At 68.3% G+C, this 18,095-nt stretch carries 14 protein-coding genes and 1 tRNA gene; 10 read left to right on the top strand and 5 right to left on the bottom strand.

Translation table 11 applies throughout. The features are described from left to right. The first annotated feature begins 9 nt into the window (after nucleotides 1-9). The 5 genes from ACYVLQ_RS23460 (at nucleotide 10) to ACYVLQ_RS23440 (ending at nucleotide 5,171) form a co-directional block, all read left to right on the top strand. Nucleotides 10-561: a nuclear transport factor 2-like protein gene (locus ACYVLQ_RS23460; RefSeq protein ID WP_460699664.1), complete on the top strand. Its 552-nt coding sequence runs from the start codon at nucleotides 10-12 to the stop codon at nucleotides 559-561. A gap of 5 nt (nucleotides 562-566) precedes the next feature. Continuing rightward, the gene (locus ACYVLQ_RS23455; protein ID WP_460699663.1) at nucleotides 567-1,802 is read left to right on the top strand and encodes a hypothetical protein; all 1,236 of its coding nucleotides are present in this window, start codon (nucleotides 567-569) and stop codon (nucleotides 1,800-1,802) included. A 23-nt stretch (nucleotides 1,803-1,825) separates the two neighbouring features. Beyond that, a complete protein-coding gene (locus ACYVLQ_RS23450; protein ID WP_460699662.1) occupies nucleotides 1,826-3,436 on the top strand; it encodes an acyl-CoA synthetase in 1,611 nt (536 codons plus the stop codon). A gap of 90 nt (nucleotides 3,437-3,526) precedes the next feature. After that, complete coding sequence (locus tag ACYVLQ_RS23445) at nucleotides 3,527-4,294, top strand: acetoacetate decarboxylase family protein (protein ID WP_460699661.1); 768 nt, start codon at nucleotides 3,527-3,529, stop codon at nucleotides 4,292-4,294. Between the two features lie 88 nt (nucleotides 4,295-4,382). After that, complete coding sequence (locus tag ACYVLQ_RS23440) at nucleotides 4,383-5,171, top strand: SDR family NAD(P)-dependent oxidoreductase (RefSeq protein WP_460699660.1); 789 nt, start codon at nucleotides 4,383-4,385, stop codon at nucleotides 5,169-5,171. A 100-nt stretch (nucleotides 5,172-5,271) separates the two neighbouring features. Here ACYVLQ_RS23440 and ACYVLQ_RS23435 read toward each other — a convergent pair whose 3' ends face one another. After that, nucleotides 5,272-6,093 (bottom strand): crotonase/enoyl-CoA hydratase family protein, encoded by an 822-nt coding sequence (locus tag ACYVLQ_RS23435; RefSeq protein WP_460699659.1) that lies wholly within the window; start codon nucleotides 6,091-6,093, stop codon nucleotides 5,272-5,274. Nucleotides 6,094-6,229: 136 nt separating this feature from the next. On the opposite strand from ACYVLQ_RS23435, the gene ACYVLQ_RS23430 reads away from it, so the two are divergent. The 4 genes from ACYVLQ_RS23430 to ACYVLQ_RS23415 all read left to right on the top strand — a co-directional run bounded on the left by ACYVLQ_RS23430 (nucleotide 6,230) and on the right by ACYVLQ_RS23415 (nucleotide 12,255). Next, nucleotides 6,230-7,828, top strand: coding sequence for a succinic semialdehyde dehydrogenase (locus ACYVLQ_RS23430; RefSeq protein WP_460699658.1), 1,599 nt, complete (start codon nucleotides 6,230-6,232; stop codon nucleotides 7,826-7,828). Between the two features lie 177 nt (nucleotides 7,829-8,005). Then, nucleotides 8,006-8,629, top strand: a complete 624-nt coding sequence (locus ACYVLQ_RS23425; RefSeq protein ID WP_460699657.1) for a DUF3558 domain-containing protein — start codon at nucleotides 8,006-8,008, stop codon at nucleotides 8,627-8,629. 35 nt (nucleotides 8,630-8,664) lie between these two features. Then, nucleotides 8,665-9,039 carry a YciI family protein gene (locus ACYVLQ_RS23420; protein WP_460699656.1) on the top strand — a complete coding sequence of 125 codons (375 nt, stop codon included), beginning with the start codon at nucleotides 8,665-8,667 and terminating at the stop codon, nucleotides 9,037-9,039. Nucleotides 9,040-9,495: 456 nt separating this feature from the next. Further along, on the top strand, nucleotides 9,496-12,255 hold the full coding sequence (locus tag ACYVLQ_RS23415) for an ATP-binding protein (RefSeq protein ID WP_460699655.1): 2,760 nt from the start codon (nucleotides 9,496-9,498) through the stop codon (nucleotides 12,253-12,255). A gap of 47 nt (nucleotides 12,256-12,302) precedes the next feature. Here ACYVLQ_RS23415 and ACYVLQ_RS23410 read toward each other — a convergent pair. The 3 genes from ACYVLQ_RS23410 to ACYVLQ_RS23400 form a co-directional block, all read right to left on the bottom strand. Next, nucleotides 12,303-12,376, bottom strand: a tRNA-Pro gene (locus tag ACYVLQ_RS23410). Between the two features lie 56 nt (nucleotides 12,377-12,432). Continuing rightward, on the bottom strand, nucleotides 12,433-13,695 hold the full coding sequence (locus ACYVLQ_RS23405) for a hypothetical protein (RefSeq protein WP_460699654.1): 1,263 nt from the start codon (nucleotides 13,693-13,695) through the stop codon (nucleotides 12,433-12,435). A gap of 80 nt (nucleotides 13,696-13,775) precedes the next feature. Continuing rightward, on the bottom strand, nucleotides 13,776-14,738 hold the full coding sequence (locus tag ACYVLQ_RS23400) for a metallophosphoesterase (RefSeq protein ID WP_460699653.1): 963 nt from the start codon (nucleotides 14,736-14,738) through the stop codon (nucleotides 13,776-13,778). A 116-nt stretch (nucleotides 14,739-14,854) separates the two neighbouring features. Here ACYVLQ_RS23400 and ACYVLQ_RS23395 point away from each other — a divergent pair, with 116 nt between their 5' ends. Beyond that, on the top strand, nucleotides 14,855-15,319 hold the full coding sequence (locus ACYVLQ_RS23395) for a GatB/YqeY domain-containing protein (protein ID WP_460699652.1): 465 nt from the start codon (nucleotides 14,855-14,857) through the stop codon (nucleotides 15,317-15,319). A gap of 208 nt (nucleotides 15,320-15,527) precedes the next feature. Here the strand turns inward: ACYVLQ_RS23395 and ACYVLQ_RS23390 are convergent, their stop codons facing one another. Further along, complete coding sequence (locus ACYVLQ_RS23390) at nucleotides 15,528-17,894, bottom strand: penicillin-binding protein (RefSeq protein ID WP_460699651.1); 2,367 nt, start codon at nucleotides 17,892-17,894, stop codon at nucleotides 15,528-15,530. Nucleotides 17,895-18,095 lie beyond the last annotated feature (201 nt).

Here is an 18,095-nt window from a genome sequence, read left to right as displayed (position 1 = left end):
GACATTCCCATGCCCGGCTTTCCCCGTGACGAGCTCGACGAGATGATCCGCCGCTGGGTGGACGAGAACAAGCGCTGTGAGGACGCCGGTGATTGGCGCCCGCTGGCGCGCATGTACACCGAGGACGCCACCTACGGCTGGAACTACGGACCCACCCAGGAGTTCATGGCCGTGGGCCGCGACGAGATCCGGGAGCTGGCGCTCGGCCAGGAGATGGCGGGCCTGGAGGGCTGGACGTATCCCTATCAGGAGTTCGTCGTCGACGATCGCAGCGGTTGCGTGATCGGCCTCTGGAAGCAGATCAACGAGGGCAAGCGGGCCGACGGGCGCCACTACAGCCCGGAGGGCATCGGCGGCAGCTGGTTTCGCTACGGCGGCGACTTCCAGTGGTCGTGGCAGCGCGACTTCTTCGACTTCGGCAATGTCGCAGCGCTTTTCATGGACATGATCACCGATAACGCGCTGTCGCCGGGTATGCGGAAGCGCATCGAGCGGTCGACCTCGCAGGATCCGCTACCGGGGTGGTACCGCGTCGGGGAATCCCCGGTTCCCCTGTGGTGACCGGCATGTCGTCACGATTCGCCGACCTGTCCCGCGACCGGCTCGCCGTGCTGGTGCCGGAGTTGCTGCTGTGCGGGCATCTCATCGACCGCTCGGGTATGGCGCACTCGATCGCGGCCTTCGGCCGGGATGGCATGGCGGAGATCGCCATCGAGGAATGGCAGCTGGCCAGCCCGATCTACACCCGGCGGATGCGCGAGGCGTTGCGGATTCCCGGCGACGGGGTCGACACCATCTTCAAGGGCCTGCAGCTCGATATCGGGGCGCCGCCGCAGTTCATGGATTTCCGGTTCCGTGTGGACGATCACGACCACGGGGAGTTCTGGCTCGACCACTGTGGCGCGCTCGCGGACGTGGAGCCGATGGGGGAGGACTTCGTGGTGGCGATGTGCCACACCATCGAGGACCCGACCTTCGACGCGACCGCCCTCGCGACCAATCCGCTCGCCCAGGTGCGTCCGATACACCGGCCGCCCCGGGTGCCCGCGGACCGGAGTCCGGTGTGCGCGTGGACCGTAACCATCGATACTTCCCACGAGCCGCCGCCGGTCCCGGCGAACACCGAGCGGATCGCGGAGTCGGCGGCCGCGCGCCTGGAGCTGGCTCCGATCGATCCCGCCGACCCCGGGCAATCGGATTACGCCGGACCGCTGCTGAGCGATCTCCGGTTCGGCGACTTCTCGCGGTCCGCGCTGATCCGGATGGCCGACGAGGTGTGCCTGCAGCAGCATCTGCTCACCCTAGGATTTCTGATCGCCGTGCGGGAGCGCACCGATCCCGCGGCGGCGCGCGACATCGCGCGCAAGCAGTTCACCGGGATCGCCGGTCTGACCTCCGAGCGCATTCGCAAGGCGCTCGGCCTGGGCGACGATTTCGCCGCGCTGGAACAGGTGCTGCGATTGCACCCCGCGTGGAATCCGCTGCCCTACACCGCCGTCGACATCACCGGCTATCACGACAGCGTGGTGCTGCGGTTGTCCCGCGACTGCCCCGGCGTGGCGGACGGGGGCTGGCCCGCCCTGGTCGACGCCGACCATCAGACGCCGCTCGACGCGATGGTTCGCGGTGTCAATCCGCGCTTCCACACTCGGGTGCACACCGACGGCGACGATCTGGTCGCCGAGATCACCGCGGCCACAACACCCTTCGCGGAGGCGCCCGAGGTGGCCGTCACCCGCTTCAGCACCGGCGCCGACTTCGCCTTCACCGAACGTCGCCCGCTACCGCTCACCGTCGTGTAAGCCCCAGCCAGAGAGCAGAAATCATGCCGAACAACTTCGCCGATCTGTTCGAGCACGCCGTCGACGCCATGCCCGATCGAGTGGCGGTGATCCAGGACGAGCGCCGAGTGACCTTCCGGGAGTTGGAACTTCGCGCTAACCAGCTCGCCCACCATCTGATCGCGTCCGGCGTCGGCCCCGGCGCCCACGTCGGATTCCAGATGCACAACAGCATCGAGACGATGGAGACCCTCATCGCGTGTTTCAAGGTGCGCGCGGTGCCGATCAACATCAACTACCGCTATGGCGCGGAAGAACTGCGCTACGTGTACGAGAACGCCGATCTGGAGGTGTTGGTGCATCATCGCTGCTACGCGCCCGTGGTCGACACCGTGCTCGAACAGGTGCCGTCGATCCGGTACGCCCTCGCGGTCGATGACGATCAGGGAGGTGACGAACTGCCGTGTCGTTCGGTGCCGTATCAGAGCGCATTCGAAACATCCCCTACCACACGCGATTTCGAGCCTCGAGCCACCGACGACCTGTTCATGATGTACACCGGCGGCACCACCGGACTGCCCAAGGGCGTGATGTGGCGGCAGGAGGACATGTGGCGGGTGCTGGGCGGCGGCATCGACTTCTACACCGGTGAGCCGGTCGCCGACGAATACCAGCAGTCTCGCACCGGCGCACAGGGCGAGCCGAGCCGGTGGCTGGTGCTGCCGCCGCTGATCCACGCCGCCGCCATGATGCCGACCTTCAACGCGCTGTGGTCCGGCAACGCCGCGATCTTCGAGCCGCGCTTCGATCCCGCTCGGGCCTGGCGGGTGGTGGCCCGCGAAAAGGCGAACGTCCTGGTCATCACCGGCGATGCCATGGCACGGCCGCTCGTGGACGCCTATCGCGCGGAACCGGTGGACGCCTCGTCGCTGCTGGCGATCGGTTCGGGCGCCGCCCTGCTGTCGCAGCCGGTGAAGAACGAACTGCTGGAACTGCTTCCGCACACCGTGGTCACCGATTCCATCGGCTCGTCCGAAACCGGTTTCGGCGGTATCGGTTTCGCGCAGAAGGACGACGATCCGGCGCGCGGTCCGCGGGTGCAGACCGGTCGCGGGGCGATGGTGGTGGACGACGACGGCCGCCAGGTGCCTCCGGGGGAGGAGGGCTGGGTGGCCAAGCGCGGCAACGTCCCGCTCGGCTATTACAAGGATCAGACCAAGTCCGAGAAGCTGTTTCGCACCGTGGACGGCGTGCGCATGGTCGTCACCGACGACCGCGCCCGCGTCGAGGAGGACGGCGCGATCACGCTGCTGGGCCGCGGCAACATGGTGATCAACACCGGTGGCGAGAAGGTGTTCACCGAAGAGGTGGAGGCGGTCGTCAAGTCCTACCCCGGCATCTACGACGCGGTGGTCATCGGGGTGCCACACCCGCGCTGGGGCCAGCAGGTCGCCGCGGTGGTGTCCGGGCACGGCGCGCAGCCGGTGGATTTCGCGGCACTCGAGGCGCACGTTCGCGATCACCTGGCGGGGTACAAGTTGCCCCGGCGGATCTGGGTCGTCGACGTGGTCGGCCGCACCCCCAGCGGCAAGCCGGACTATCGGTGGGCCAAGGACCATGCCGCGAGCCGAGAACCGGACCATGAGGCGGGCTGAGTCCCATCAGGTCGACGGGCGATGTGAAGGTGGCGCGGATCTCGCCCGTCATTCCCGCGAACGCCGGAATCGACTTCGAACTCCCGCTCAGTGGAATCGGTCGGCCGAAATCCGGACGCCGAAGCCGAGCCCGATCATCCTAGAACGTGTTCTAATTGCGAGGTGGTGGCGCAGGTGCATTCCATTCTCGGTGAGCAGATCCGGGTCCCGGTCGAGGTGCGTTCCGCGGAGGCTTGTTCGAGCCTGTTCCCGGTCGGCTTGCAGGCGGCGCGAGTTCTGCTGGCGGAGACCGGGCTGGAACCGGTGCGCTTCGCCGGCCGCGCGCTGTGCGCACTGGCTTTCATGCGGCACCTCGATACCGACCTCGGGCCTTATCACGAATTCGCGTTCTCGCTGCTCGCTCGGGTACCGGGCCGCCGAGGCAGCACCGGCGCCTACATCCGCTGGCTGCCGGTGAATCAGAGTTTCACGTGCGTTGTCGGCCGCGAACTCTGGGGCTTTCCCAAGGAGATGGCCGATATCCGGATCGTCCCGAAGGGCCGTGGCAAGCGGTGCGAGGTGCGGCTCGACGACCGGCTCGTGGTGGCGCTGGACAGCGGCGGTGGGATACCGGCGCCCGCCGGCATGGGCGGCGCCTCGATGCGGACCTACACCCACCGCGACGGTGTGCTCCGCGCGACGCCATGGGTGATGAATCCGGCGCGTGTGCGAATGCGGTTGGGCGGCACCCGGATCGAGCTCGGCGACCATCCGGTCGCGGAGGAGATGCGCGGCCTCGGCCTACCCGCGCGCGCCTTGTTCACCAGCCATATCGGGCTGCTGCGCATGGCTTTCGAGGCCGCCACAGAGATCCGATGAGCAACCCGACCCACCGCCACCGCGGCGAATGCCGGGGCCGAGACGAAGATCCGGCCGCCGGGAACGCGGAGTCGACACAGGAGGCAGGATGACCAAGACAGCACTGGTGACCGGGGCCGCGAGCGGAATGGGCCGCATCGTCGCCCACCGCCTGGCCGCGGCCGGGTACCGGGTGGCCGCGGTGGACGTGAACGAGACCGGGCTGGCCGAAACCGCCCGCCGCTCACCGAATATGGCCACCTACACCTGCGACGTCTCCGATGCGGAAGCGGTGGCCGCGGTGGTGGAGAAGGTCCGTGCCGAACTGGGGCCGATCGAGCACCTGGTGCACGCCGCCGCGCTGTGCCGCGTGGGTTCGACGCTGGACCAGAGTCCCGCGGAGATGCGCCGGATGATGGACATCAACTACCTCGGCACGGTCCATCTCTGCCAGGCCGTCATCCCCGCCATGCGCACCGCGGGATCCGGCACGGTGGTGCTGTTCGCATCCGTCGCCGGATGGCTGCCGTCGCCTGGACTGGCGGGGTACTCGGCCTCGAAGTTCGCGGTGGTCTGTTACGCCGAGGCGCTGTCGCTGGAGTTGGCCGGTACGGGCGTGCGGCTGATCGCCATCTGCCCGCCGCACGTGGAAACCCCGTTCCTGGACGGGGTTCGGTCCGTCGACCCGGCGATCCTGGCGGGCAGCAGCGGCATGGCGCCCGAGAAGGTGGTGGACGCGATGGAGCAGGCCGTCGCCAACCCGAAGTCCCCGCTGTTCGTGTTCCCCGGCCCCGCCAAGCCCCTCTGGCTGGCCCGCCGCTTCGCTCCCGGCCTGCTCCGCAAGCAGATCGCCCGCATGGTGAAGCCCACCGTGACCACGGACACGCGCGGCGAATAAAGGTGTGCCCCAGCTGGTCTCGCCTCGTGGGTGTCACATTCACTCGGAACAGGTGCGCCGACCGGGCGCATTCCCGGCCGGGGTATCGCGGCGCCGCGGGTCAGCGACCGGTGAAGTTCGGCTTGCGCTTCTCGGCGAACGCGCGCGGACCCTCCTTGGCATCCGCGCTGCGGAACACCTCCAGCCCGAGCTTCGCGTCGATCTTGAACGCGTCCTCCTCGTGCAGACCCTCGGTATCGCGCATGGTCTTCAAGATCGCCCGCACCGCCAGCGGCCCGTTGGCATTGATCAGCTCGGCGAGTTCCAGGGCCTTGGCGAGGGCGGTGCCGTCGGGCACCACGTGGCCGATCAGGCCGATCTCCTTGGCCTCCGCGGCGCGAAGGTGCCGCCCGGTGAGCAGGATCTCCGCGGCGATCGTGTACGGAATCTGCCGCGGCAGCCGGACCGCGGAGCCACCCATCGGGAACAGGCTCCAGCGCGCCTCGGACACGCCGAACTTGGCGCTCTCCCCGGCGACGCGAATATCGGTGCCCTGCAGGATCTCGGTGCCGCCCGCGATGGCCGCGCCCTCGACCGCGGCGATCAGCGGCTTGGTGAGGCGGCGGCCCTTGAGCAGACCGGGCATGTACGTGGGGTCGAAGGCGCCGCCCTCGCTCATGTTCTTGCCCGGGTCCTGCTTGGTCATCGCCTTCAGGTCCGCACCGGCGCAGAACGCGCCGCCCGCGCCGGTGAGGACGCAGGAGCGGATCTCCGGATCGTTGTCGACGGTGTCCCACGCCTGCACCATGAGCTCCAGCATCTCGCCGGACAGCGCGTTGCGGACCGCCGGGCGGTTCATGGTGACGACGAGCGTGTGGCCGCGCCGCTCGATCAGCGCATGGGGTTCTGTATTGCTACCGGTTTCAGTGGCTGCCGTCGTCATCGCCGACCCTCTTTCATCCTGGCACTGCCTGCGTATCGGAGACGAAGTTACCCCTCAACATTGTCCATAACAATAACGTGTTCTAGTTTGGAACATGGTGACCGCCGTCACGGGGCGGCAAGTTAGGGAGATCCTGATGGAGACAACTACGCACAGCGGCGCGACCACGTTGCCGCCGCGGATCACGAAGACGCTCATCGACCGGCTGACCGCGATGGTGACCGCGGGCACCGCCGGGGAGAAGCGCGAACCGTACGAGATGATCGAGGTCTACACCGGCGCCGTTGTCGGTGAACTGCCGCAGTCCACGCCGGAGGATGTCGCCGCCGCGGCCGCGAATGCCCGTGCCGCGCAGCGCGAATGGGCGAGCTGGCCGGTGTCGAAGCGGCTGGCGGTGTTCGAGCGCGCGCACGAGCTGATTCTGTCCGAGATCGAGACCATCGCCGACCTGATCCAGATCGGCTGCGGTAAGACGCGGCGGATGGCGGTCGAGGAATCCTGCGACCCGCCCATGGTGATCAGTCACTATCTGAAGACGGCCGAGAAGGTACTGAAGCCGGAACGCCGCGGCGGCGCGATGCCCTTCATCACCACCTCCACCGAGCAGCACCGGCCCAAGGGCGTGGTCGCTGTCATCGCCCCCTGGAACTTCCCGTTCGCCATCTCGATGTCGGATTCGACACCGGCGCTCATCGCGGGCAACGGCGTGGTGCTCAAGCCCGACAACAAGACCGCGCTGTGCACGCTGTTCGGCGTGGAGCTGCTGCACAAGGCCGGGCTGCCGCGTGGGCTGGTCCACGTGGTCTGCGGGACCGGGCCGGACGTCGGGCCCACGCTGATCGAGAACTCCGACTACGTGATGTTCACCGGCTCCACCGCGACCGGCCGGACGATCGGCGAACAGGCGGGGCGGCATCTGATCGGTTGCAGCCTGGAGCTGGGCGGCAAGAATCCGATGATCGTTCTCGACGACGCGAATCTCGACGAGGTGATCCCCAGCACCGTGTTCGCCGTCTACGGCAACTCGGGACAGGCGTGCATGCATATCGAGCGCATCTACGTCCACGACCGGATCCACGACGAGTTCGTCCGCCGATTCGTCGCCGCCACAGAGGCATTGGGCGCCAAGGCGGGCGCCTCCTACGACTACGCGCCGGAGTTCGGCTCGCTGGTGTCGGTGGATCAGATGGAGCGGGTCGCCTCGCATGTGGAGGACGCCCGGTCCAAGGGGGCGACCGTGCTGACCGGCGGCAAGGCACGCCCGGACCTCGGCCCGGCGTTCTACGAGCCGACCGTGCTGACCGGCGTCACCTCGGAGATGACCCATGCCACCATGGAGACCTTCGGCCCGGTGGTGACGGTGTACCGCTACTCCGACGAGCGGGAGGCCGTCCAGCAGGCCAACGCCACCACCTACGGCCTCAACGCCAGCGTGTGGAGCCGGAACCTGGAGCGTGCCAACCGAATCGCCGACCAGCTCGAGGCTGGCAACATCAACATCAACGACGGTTTCGTGGCCACCTACTCGGCCAAGGTCACCCCGTCCGGCGGCGTGAAGCAGTCCGGCGTCGGCACCCGCCACGGCGACGCGGGCCTACTCAAGTACACCGACACCATCAACATCGGCGTCCAGAAGAAGCAGGTCCTCGCCGCCCGCGCGGGCATGCCCTACGCCAAACAGCTGAAGACCACCCTGGTGACCCTGCGCCTCATGCGCAAACTCCGCATCCGCTGAACCCGACGACGAGTTGGGCCCTGATCAATGATCCGGGCGACGGGACTGGCTATCTGACCGATAGCGACCTCGTCGCCGGTCGGGCAGACTGAGGCCCCGCCGCTGGCGAGCAGCACGCTCGACGGCGTCAATCCCGGCATACGGCGGACATACCGAAGGGCGAGTGAGAAGTAGCTGATGGGCGCACAACGTTTCCTGGGCCTCATCGCGGCTACGCTCGCAGTGGGTGCGGCGCTCACGGGCTGTCGTGATAGCGAGGGTGGCAGCGCCGGGGATATTCCGGTCGCCACCATCCCCGGCGGTAAGGCGAGTGCGAGTTCGGCCCCTAGCGGTTCCACCGGTTCGGCGCCGAAGGTATCGAACCCGATCGCCACCGAAAAGTTCACCGGTGACGTCTGCGCCACGCTGTCCCCGGCGAAACGCTCGGAACTCGGACTCGGCGCTGGCACCGCGCGCGAAACACCGACCGGCCCCAGCTGCTTCTGGAAGTTCACCGAGGCCGACACCAACCGCGTGGACATCTCCGCCCAGGGCAAGAACCCGAACGGGCTGAGCGACATCTACGACCAGAAGGGTAAGTTCGCCTACTTCGAGCCTGTGCAGATCCACGGATATCCGGCGGTCTACAGCTCGGTATCGGACCAGCGCAACCACGGTGACTGCAGCCTCTACATCGGACTGAACGACCAGTTCGCGGCCAGAGTCAGCGCCAGAATGGCCAAGGGTCCGGACAGGTCGCAACCGTGCGCTACGGTCGAAAAGACAGCCGAAGCCATGATCGCCACCGTGACGGGTAGCTGAACCAGACCACCGATCCGAGACAGAGGAGAACCACGATGCCGCAGTACTTTCTGACCCTGCCCCACGACACCGCCGAGGAAACGACGATGGAGTCGATGCAGGACATGGACCCCGCCGAACTGGAAAAGATGATGGCCGCCGTCGAGAAGTTCAACAATGACCTCATCGCCGCCGAGGCGCTGGTCAACGCCGGTGGACTGCACCCGCCCTCGACCGCGATCACCGTCGATGCCACCGGCGATACCCCGGTGCACACCCGGGCGCCCTTCGTGGAGGCCACCGAGTACGTCGGCGGCTTCTGGATCATCAACGCCGACGACGAATCCGCTGCCGTGACCTGGGCCGAACAGGCCTCCGCCGCCTTGGGCTCCCGCGTCGAAGTCCGCGCTCTCCAAGAGGCGCCCCAGTAGCGGCGCACCAGACGTCGCCGGCGCACGCGAGCCGGACAGGCGCACAGCAGAATCGGAACGTGGCCGACGGGCTTCGAACGGCCGCCAGCCATGTCGTACAGAACCTTCCGTCCGAGTAATACCGGCCGCCCCATCTGGCCAATTTCCGCACCGACCGGCACGGTGGGATCGTCGGGATTCGTTTCCCTTCGTCAAGCAGTTTCATCACGTCGAACTGAGTGCGGAAACACTGGATCAGGTGCGTGCGGTCGGCCCCCAGCACCTCGGCGCCGCCTGGATCGACGCCGGGCTCAGCGCGAAGGCTATCAAGGGCGCGCTGGCACGGTGGCGTGAAATTACGACCAGGGCACCATTACCGGCGCTTCCCATCGGGTTCGAAAGCTCACGTCGGTGACCTCGCAATGCCGTATTCGCTACGATGGCGGCGTTCGAGGAAACTATGAGACTCACACGACAATGACGATCTCGCGGCATGGGCCACCGGAGCTTTATGGCAGGCAGCAGGAGCGCGATGCGCTGACGCGCCTGACGGAGCGCGCGCGGGCGGGCATCGGCGGTTTCGCCGTGGTGCGCGGGGAGCCGGGAATCGGCAAGAGCGCGCTGCTGGACGATGCCGCTCGCGCTGCCGCGGATATGCGCGTGCTACGTGTGACATGCGTCGAATGGGAATCCGACCTCGGTTACGCGACGCTGCACCACCTGCTGAGACCCGCGCTCGATCGGCTCGATCGGCTGCCCGAACCGCAGGCGGCCGCACTCCGGGTGGTGTTCGGGCTGGCGAACGGACCTACCCCGGATCGATTCCTGGTCGCCTTGGCGTCGCTCACGCTCCTGTCGGAGCTGGCCGAGGACGCCCCGCTGCTCTGCGTCGTGGACGACGCGCACTGGGCCGCCGCCGCTTCGATCAGTGTCCTCGAGTTCGTGGCGCGGCGATTGGAATCCGAGCCGATCGCGCTGGTACTGGCGGCTCGCACGCGAGAGGGGCAGCGCCTCGAACTCGCGGGCGCCGTGGATATTCCGCTGGTCGGCCTGGACCGACTGTCGGCGCGCCGCCTGCTCGCCGAACAGGTCGGTACGCGGCTGACTCCGTCGCAGCGCGACGTGGTTCTGGAAGCCGCCGCGGGCAATCCGCTGGCGATCCGCGAACTCCCGGCCACGGTCGTCGGCGCACGAGTGCCACCGAAGCCGCTGCCACTCGTCGAGAAGTTGCAGGAGGCGTTCCTGCGCCGGGTGCGTTGTCACGGCGAACCACTGCAGCGGCTGATGTTGTTGATCGCCGCGGACGGCCATATCAGGTGGGATGTGCTGCGCCGGGCCGCGTCTCTGTTCGATCCGAACCTCGAATCCGCCCTCCGAGAACTCGACCTTCCCGACGACCTGGTCACCGCGGAGGGCTCGATGGTGGTGTTCCGGCACCCGTTGATTCGTTCCGCCGTCTATCACGCCGCCACGGTGGCGGATCGGCGAAATGCGCATCGCGCCCTGGCGGCTGCCATCGGCGCCGATGATGAAGACGAACTCCGAGCGTGGCATCTGGGACAGGCGGCGGAAGGGATCGACGAAGAAGTCGCCCGGGAACTCGAGCAAGCGGCTCGCCGCGCCGCCCGATCGAGTTCCGCCACCACCGCCGCTCTGCTCGCCCGAGCGGTGGAATTGAGCGAGCCCGGATTGCGCCGGGACCGGCGCAGGCTCGAAGCCGCGGAAGCATGGTGGCACGGCGGAGACTTCGATCGGGCCAAGACGATGTTGGAGGGCGTCGAACCGGGCAGTGCGCTGCAGCCCCTGCGCCTGCGCACAACCCTGCTGCGGGCGTCGCTGGAACTGCACATCGGCAGACCGGCCGACGCGTTGGCGATGCTGCGCCCGATTCTTCCCAGCGCGCTGGAAGCGGGCCCCCAACAATCGATTCCGGTGCTGATGCGGTTCTGGGAAGCCGGTTTCGCCGCCAACGCGGCCGATGCGTGGGCCGAGCTGTCGGCCGCGGTCGAGCAGCAGGACCTCACCGGCGACGGCATATGGGAGTTGCTCGGCCGGTTCCTGCGCGGCACCTGCCGAACCCTGGCGGGGAAGGAAGCCGGTTTGGAGCCCGGCGATCTGGATGCGGCAGCGCAACTGACCGACCCGGGTCCGGTGGCTTGGGTCGCGGGGATGATCTGGGAGCTGGGGGACCGAAAGCGCGGACGACTCCTGAGCAGGGTCGCGATGCGACACGCACGCGGTCTCGGGGCGCCGGTAGCCCTGTCCTGGGCGTTGTGGCGGGTGGTCGTCGACGACTTGGCAAGCGGGCGTTTCCGTTCGGCGGAGGCGTTCGCGGAGGAAGGCTGCCAGCTGGCGGAGGAAACCGGACAGCGGAACTCCAGCCTCGCGTTCCGCAGCGCGCTCGTCATGCTGGCAGCGCTGCGTGGCGATGACGAACAGGCCCGTGCGGCCGCTCGGCAGGTCATGGACGAAGCGCTTGCCCATGGCATGTCGAGCATCGTCATCCTGGTCCGGCGCGCGCTCGGCCTGCTCGAACTCTCGGCCGGGGCGCCCGAACAAGCTCTGCTGCATTTCCAGCCACCGGTCGACGGCTCCTACCTCAGTGTGACCGTGGTGAATGTGCCAGATCTGGTCGAGGCCGCGGCCCAGTCGAACCGCGCCGACCTGGCCGCAGAGCCACTGGCACTGTTCACGCGATGGGCTCGGGCAGCCGATACGCCGGAGATGAGCGCGTTGACCGCCAGGTGCCGCGCGTTACTCGCCCCGCCTGACCGCGCGGCCGCCGATTTCCGTCGCGCACTGGAACTGTACGAACACACGGACCAGCCGTTCGAGATGGCGAGAACGCAACTACTCTTCGGTCGGTATCTGCGCCGCAGACGGCAGAAGTTCGAGGCCCGTGCGCCGCTGAATGCCGCCCTGGAAACCTTCCAGACTCTGGGCGCCAGGCTCTGGGCGGATCGCGCCCGAGAAGAACTGCGGGCCACGGGAGTACGCATCCGGCCCGGCACTGCCCGCAGTACCGTGCAGCTCACGCCGCAGGAAGCACGGATCGCCGAGGCCGTGGCGGACGGCTTCACGAACCGGGATATCGCGGCACAGATGTTCCTCAGCCGCCGGACGGTCGACTACCACCTGCGGAAGATGTACCAGAAGGCCGGAGTCAACTCCCGCGCCGAACTCACCCGGGTCCTGTTGACCGAGGCCAGAAAGAACCCCGGGTCAGGACACGAATAAGGCCCCTGATCAATGATCAGGGGCCCTGTCGTGTCTCCACACACGAGTCGGGGTGACAGGATTTGAACCTGCGACCTCCTCGTCCCGAACGAGGCGCGCTACCAAGCTGCGCCACACCCCGTGATGAGAACCTGTCGTAGCTTACAGCAGGGGCGGTGCGGACGTTAAATCGGCTGGTCACCGGTCCGGAAGGGGGCGGATGCTGGCCAGGACCCGCTTCGCGGTCGCCTTGTCCACGGCCTGGGGCACGCCGGTGTCGGCGGCGATGGTCATCACGAAATTGCCGTTCTCGCTCGGGAAGGCGAAGGTGAAGACCGAGAAGGTCGCGGCGCAGCCGGGGACAGGCGGCGGGGCGTTGCCGGTGGTTTCGACGAATGCGCCCTGCAACTGGCCGTCCAGGGAGGTGAGATTCTCGGCCGGGCCCGGGGTAGCGCCGGTGGTCGAGGGCCAGCCGACCTTGGCCATTCGAGTGCCGACATCCGCAGCGGCCGCGGCCGGTTCGGCCTGGGGCGACATGGTCAGGAATGTGTTGGTGCGGGTGTAGCGCGGCTGGCAGTAGTCCTTGCCGTCCTGCGACAGCCCGGCGATCTCCACGGCCTCCGGCGGATGACCCCATACGGCGGTGCCGCGCGGGTCGATCTTCCACTCCGGCGGCGCGTCGTAGGCCGCGCCGCGCTCGGGGATGGCCACCACCTGGAAGCCCGGCACCAGCGGCGCGACCGCGGCGCCGCTCGGTGCGGGCTCGGTAGCCGGAGGTTTGGCCGGGGCGGATGTGCCCTTTCCGGTGGTGAGGGCGCTGACCATGGAGGGGCCGCCCGCCGACGACCCGGAGTCGGGCGAATTCTTCCCGGCCACGATCGCCGCCACGGTCACCGCAAGGGCCACGACGACCACCGCGCCGATACCGGCGAACACCCACGCCATGCGGTTGCGCCGGGCGGGTGTGGGCCGCAGGGAATCGAACGGCGGGAGCGCATAGGTGGATGTCGGCGGATGTTGTGGCCCCCACGCCGGATTCGGCTGTGGGGCAGCTACTTCCGGAGGGGGACCGAACTGCCAGGGCTGTTCGAGCTGCGGCGATCCGGTCCTGACCGGTGCTGCCGGTGAAAGTGGTTGCTGCGCAATGGGATCCACTCGGTCGTGCTGCTGCCAAGGAGTGGCTCGTGGCGCGGTGGGCTGTTCGGGAAAAGTATCGGGCGACAGCAGGGCGTCCGGACCCGAGCCGGGCTGCGCCCACTCCTGCCAGGCCGGGCCGGGCAACGCGGATCCGGATTCCGGCGGTCCACCCGGGCGAAACTCGATGTCGGGCTGTGCCGCAACGGGATTCGTCGGCTGTTCGGCGCGCCTGATCTCCTCGGTCTGCGCCGTCTCGTCCGCGTCGAAACCCGATGGCTGCCCAGGCGGATTCGCCGCGTGTGGACGAGCGCCGGGTCCGCTCACAGTGTTCGGATCGTTCGGCCGCTGTTCGAACCCGCTGTTCACCCTCGTCCCCTGCCTGGAGTTCCGCTCGGCGCGCCACCCTAGCGCGCAACCGCCTCCGATTCCGATACCCCGTGGCCGGTGTCGGCAATCGGGCGCTCGGGCGGACCCGCGACCAGGGTCAGTAGCGTCGCCTCCGGGCGGCAGCAGAACCGGTACGGCGCCCACGGCGAGGTGCCCAGGCCTGCGGACACGTGTAACCGGGTATGGGCGCCCCAGCGGGAGGCCCCCTTCACCCGGGAACGATCGATGCCGCAGTTGGTGACCAGCGCGCCGAAGCCCGGCAGGCACAGCTGCCCGCCGTGGGTGTGCCCGGCCAGCACCAGGTCGTAGCCGTCGGTGGCGAAGCGGTCCAGCACCCGCGGCTCCGGCGAATGGGTGAGTCCGATGCTCAGCTCCGCCAGCGGATTGGGGCTGCCCGCCACGGTGTCGTAGCGGTCGCGCTTCAGGTGCGGGTCGTCGACGCCCGCGGTGGAGATCTTGATTCCGGCGACCTCCAGGTCGCGGCGCACGTGGGTCAGGTCCAGCCAGCCGCGCTCGGTGAACGCCGCGCGCAGGTCCTGCCAGGGCAGCGGCGCCCCGTGCACGCGCTTGTGGTTCCGGTTGAAGTATTTCAGCGGATTCTTCGGAACCGGCGCGAAATAGTCGTTGCTGCCGAAGACGAAGACGCCCGGCCGCGACAGCAGCTCCGTCAGCGACTGCACGACGGAGGGCACGGCCCGCGGGTGCGCCAGATTGTCGCCGGTGTTGACGACCAGGTCCGGTTCCAGCCGGGCCAGTTCGCGCACCCAGGCCTGTTTGAGCCGCTGGCCCGGGGTCATGTGCAGATCGCTGATGTGTAGCACCCGTAGGCTCGCCGAACCCGGCTGCAGCACCGGCAGCGTCGCCTCCCGCAGCACGAAGGCGTTGCGCTCGATCAGCGAGGCATATCCGAGCCCGGCGGCACCTGCTGCGGCGGTGCCCAGCGCGGCTCGTCGGAGTACTGGGGACGAGAAGACGGGCATTCGATCAGAATAGGCGACCACTGGGACGAACACCGAGTGTGATTCCGCACAGGGACACGGTTGGGCGTGGCGTGGATCCAACAGCCCCCATGCCCTCTTCGGGCTACCGTTGGCGCATGTCGGAACTCAAATCGAAGCTGCGCGCCGATCTCACCACCGCGATGAAGGACAGGGATTCGCTGCGCACCAACACCCTGCGCATGCTGCTGGCCGCCGTTCAGCACGCCGAGGTCGCCGGGTCGCAGGCGCGTGAGCTCACCGATGCCGACGTGCTCGCCGTGCTCGGCAAGGAGGCCAAGAAGCGCAACGAGGCGGCCGTGGTCTACGAGCAGGCCGGGCGTGGCGAGCTGGCCGCCAACGAGCGGGCCGAGGAGGAGATCATTCATGAGTACCTGCCCACGCCGCTGACCGACGCGGAGGTCGCCGACGTCGCCGACACGGCGATCGCCCAGGTCGCCCAGGAGACCGGCGCCCGCCCCGGCATGAAGCAGATGGGCCAGGTCATGAAGGCCGCCACCGCCCTGGCCGCGGGCCGCGCGGACGGCTCGCGCATCTCGGCAGCCGTAAAGGCCCGCCTCTAACCGAGCCACGGGCGGCGACGAGGCAACTGCCCGCCACCGAAAAACGTGCCGGGCCCGCCACCCGACTCGGGTAGCGGTCCCGGTCGTCCAGTCACCCGATCCGCCATCCCGTCGCATGGCCCGCCATCCCGGTGTGGCCCGCCATCCCGTCGCATGGCCTGTCGTTCCGGCGGGTGGCCCGTCATTCCCGGCGTGCTTTTGGCCGGGATCAGCGCGGAATCGGGATGGGGATCGGGATGGGGGGTAGCCGCGGTACCGGGGGCAACCCGGGGATGTTCGGTGGTGGCGCCGGGCCCGGCTGCGGCGCCTCGCGCTGCGTGCCGTCGCTGACGTTGACCGTGATCATCGCGCCCGGAATCGCCGAGCCGCTGGGCGAGGTGGAGACCACTGTGCCCTTCGCCGGAATGGCGGGCACCGTCACCATCGACACCTGGAATCCGGCGCCGATCAGGGCCGCCCGCGCCTCGGACTCGGACATCCCGGCCACGTCGGGGATCTGCGAATTGTTCGCTCCCCGCACGTACTTGTCGTCCAGCGGCGGCAACCCGGGTGGCGGGAAGCGGTCCAGCACCGGCTTGATGCCGTCGAACCAGCTGCGCGCCGGTTCGTTACCGCCGAACAGGTTGCCGTCACCGCAGCTGCGCAGCGGGAACGAGCAGATCTCGCCCGGTGTGGGGGAGTCGCCGTAGATGTAGGACGCACCGGCCAGCGAGTTGGTGAAGCCGAGGAACGCCGAGGAGCGGTGGCTCTCGGTGGTGCCGGTCTTCGCCGACAGCGGCGCGCTCCAGCCCGCGGCCCGCGCCGAACCCGCGGCGGTGCCCGAGACGTCGTCCTTGCTCATCGCGTTGGCGAGCGTGTTGGCCAGGCCGGGCTCGACCACCTGCTCACACGACGGCTGGGTCAGCGGCACCTGCTTGCCGCCGCGGTCGACCACCTCACGGATCGGCGAGGGCGGGCACCACTTGCCGCCCGAGCCCAGCGTCGCGGCCACATTGGACAGCTCCAGCGGGTTGATCCCGAACGGACCCAGGGTGAACGAGCCGAGATTCTGCTGCTTCACCATGTCCGCCAGGCTCTGGTTGCCATGGCCGGAGGTGCCGGGCGCCGCGTAGGACCGCATGCCCAGGCGCACCGCCATATCGACCGTCGGCGTGACCCCGACATCCTGGATCAGCTTGACGAACGCGGTGTTCGGCGACTGCGCCAGCGCCTCGGTCACCGACATGGGCGACCGGTAGTTGCCGACGTTCTTCACGCAGTAGGTCTCCGGCGGACAGCCGGGCGTGCCGCTGTTACCCATGCCCTTCGCCGAGAAGAAGCTCGGCACATCCAACTGGGCGTTGATACCCAGCCCCTTTTCCATGGCGGCGGCCGTGGTGAAGAGCTTGAAGATCGACCCCGCGCCGTCACCGACCATCGAATAGGGCTGCGGCTGTACGGTTTCGTGCCCCTCGCTGCTGAGCCCATAGGTGCGACTGGACGCCATGGCGAGCACCGGATGCGCGTCCTGCCCGGTGCCGACGATGCTCGTCACCTGCGCGATGTCGTCGAGGTCCGGTTTGGTCACTCCCGACACCGCCGCCTTCACCGATGCCTGTACGGCCGGATCGAGGGTGGTGCGGATCGTGTACCCGCCCTTGTCGATCTGCTCCTTGCTGATACCCGCGTTGGCCAGATACTGCAGCGCGTAATCGCAGAAGAAGCCGCGGTCGCCCGCCGCGATGCAGCCGCGCGGCAGGCCCTTCGGCTCGGGCAGCACGCCCAGCGGCTCGGTCTTGGCGGCGCGGAACTCCTCGGCGCGGCTGGGGATGTTCTGGATCATGGTGTCCAGCACGGTATTGCGGCGATCCAGCACGCCCTGGGGATTGTTGTAGGGGTTGAGCTTCGAGGAGCTCTGCACCATTCCGGCCAGCATCGCCGCCTGCGGCGGCCGCAGATCCTTGGCGTCGATGCCGAAGTAGGTTTGGGCGGCGTCCTGGATGCCGTAGGAGCCGCTGCCGAACGGCACCAGATTCAGGTACCGGGTGAGGATCTCGTCCTTGGTCAGTTCCTTCTCGAGGGTCAGCGCCATCCGGATCTCACGCAGCTTGCGGGCCGGGGTCGTCTCGATCGCGGCCCGGCGTTCGGCGTCCGTCTTCGCCACCACCAGCAGCTGGAAGTTCTTCACATACTGCTGATCGATGGTGGAGGCGCCCTGCTGCACCTCGCCGCTCGAGGTGTTGGTGAGGAAGGCGCGCAGCGTGCCTTGCCAATCCACACCGCCGTGCTCGGCGAAGCGGCGGTCCTCGATGGACACGATCGCCAGCTTCATGTCGTTGGAGATCTTGTCGCTGGGTACTTCGAAGCGGCGTTGCTCGTACAGCCAGGCGATGGGGTTCCCGGCGGCGTCCACCATCGTCGACACCGCGGGCGCGTTGCCCTCCACCAGTTCCGCGGAGACGTTGTCGACCGCGTCGGCGGCACGGTTGGACACATACCCGAACCCGCCGGCGATCGGGAACATCAGCCCGGCGATGAGCACGGCCGCCAGGACGCACGCACCAGCCAGCCTCGCGAGCGTTTGTGAGATCGGCACGCCCCAACTGTATCTGTGGCGCCGCCGCCGGCGTCGCAGGGTTTTCGGCGCCCGGGAGACGAGGCGCGCCGAAACCTCCCAGGCGTTGTCGCTTGGCTATCGCTTCGCGGCGGCTATGGGACTCCGGGGCTCGAGCTTTGTGCCTGGACCGCTCCGTGGGCCGTGGCGCAACTGTGCGCGTGGCGTGTCGGTGAAATTCGC

This window comes from Nocardia thraciensis (assembly GCF_054782435.1).
Note: the sequence above shows the minus strand (reverse complement) of the source record. Positions and strands in the feature narration are given on the sequence as shown.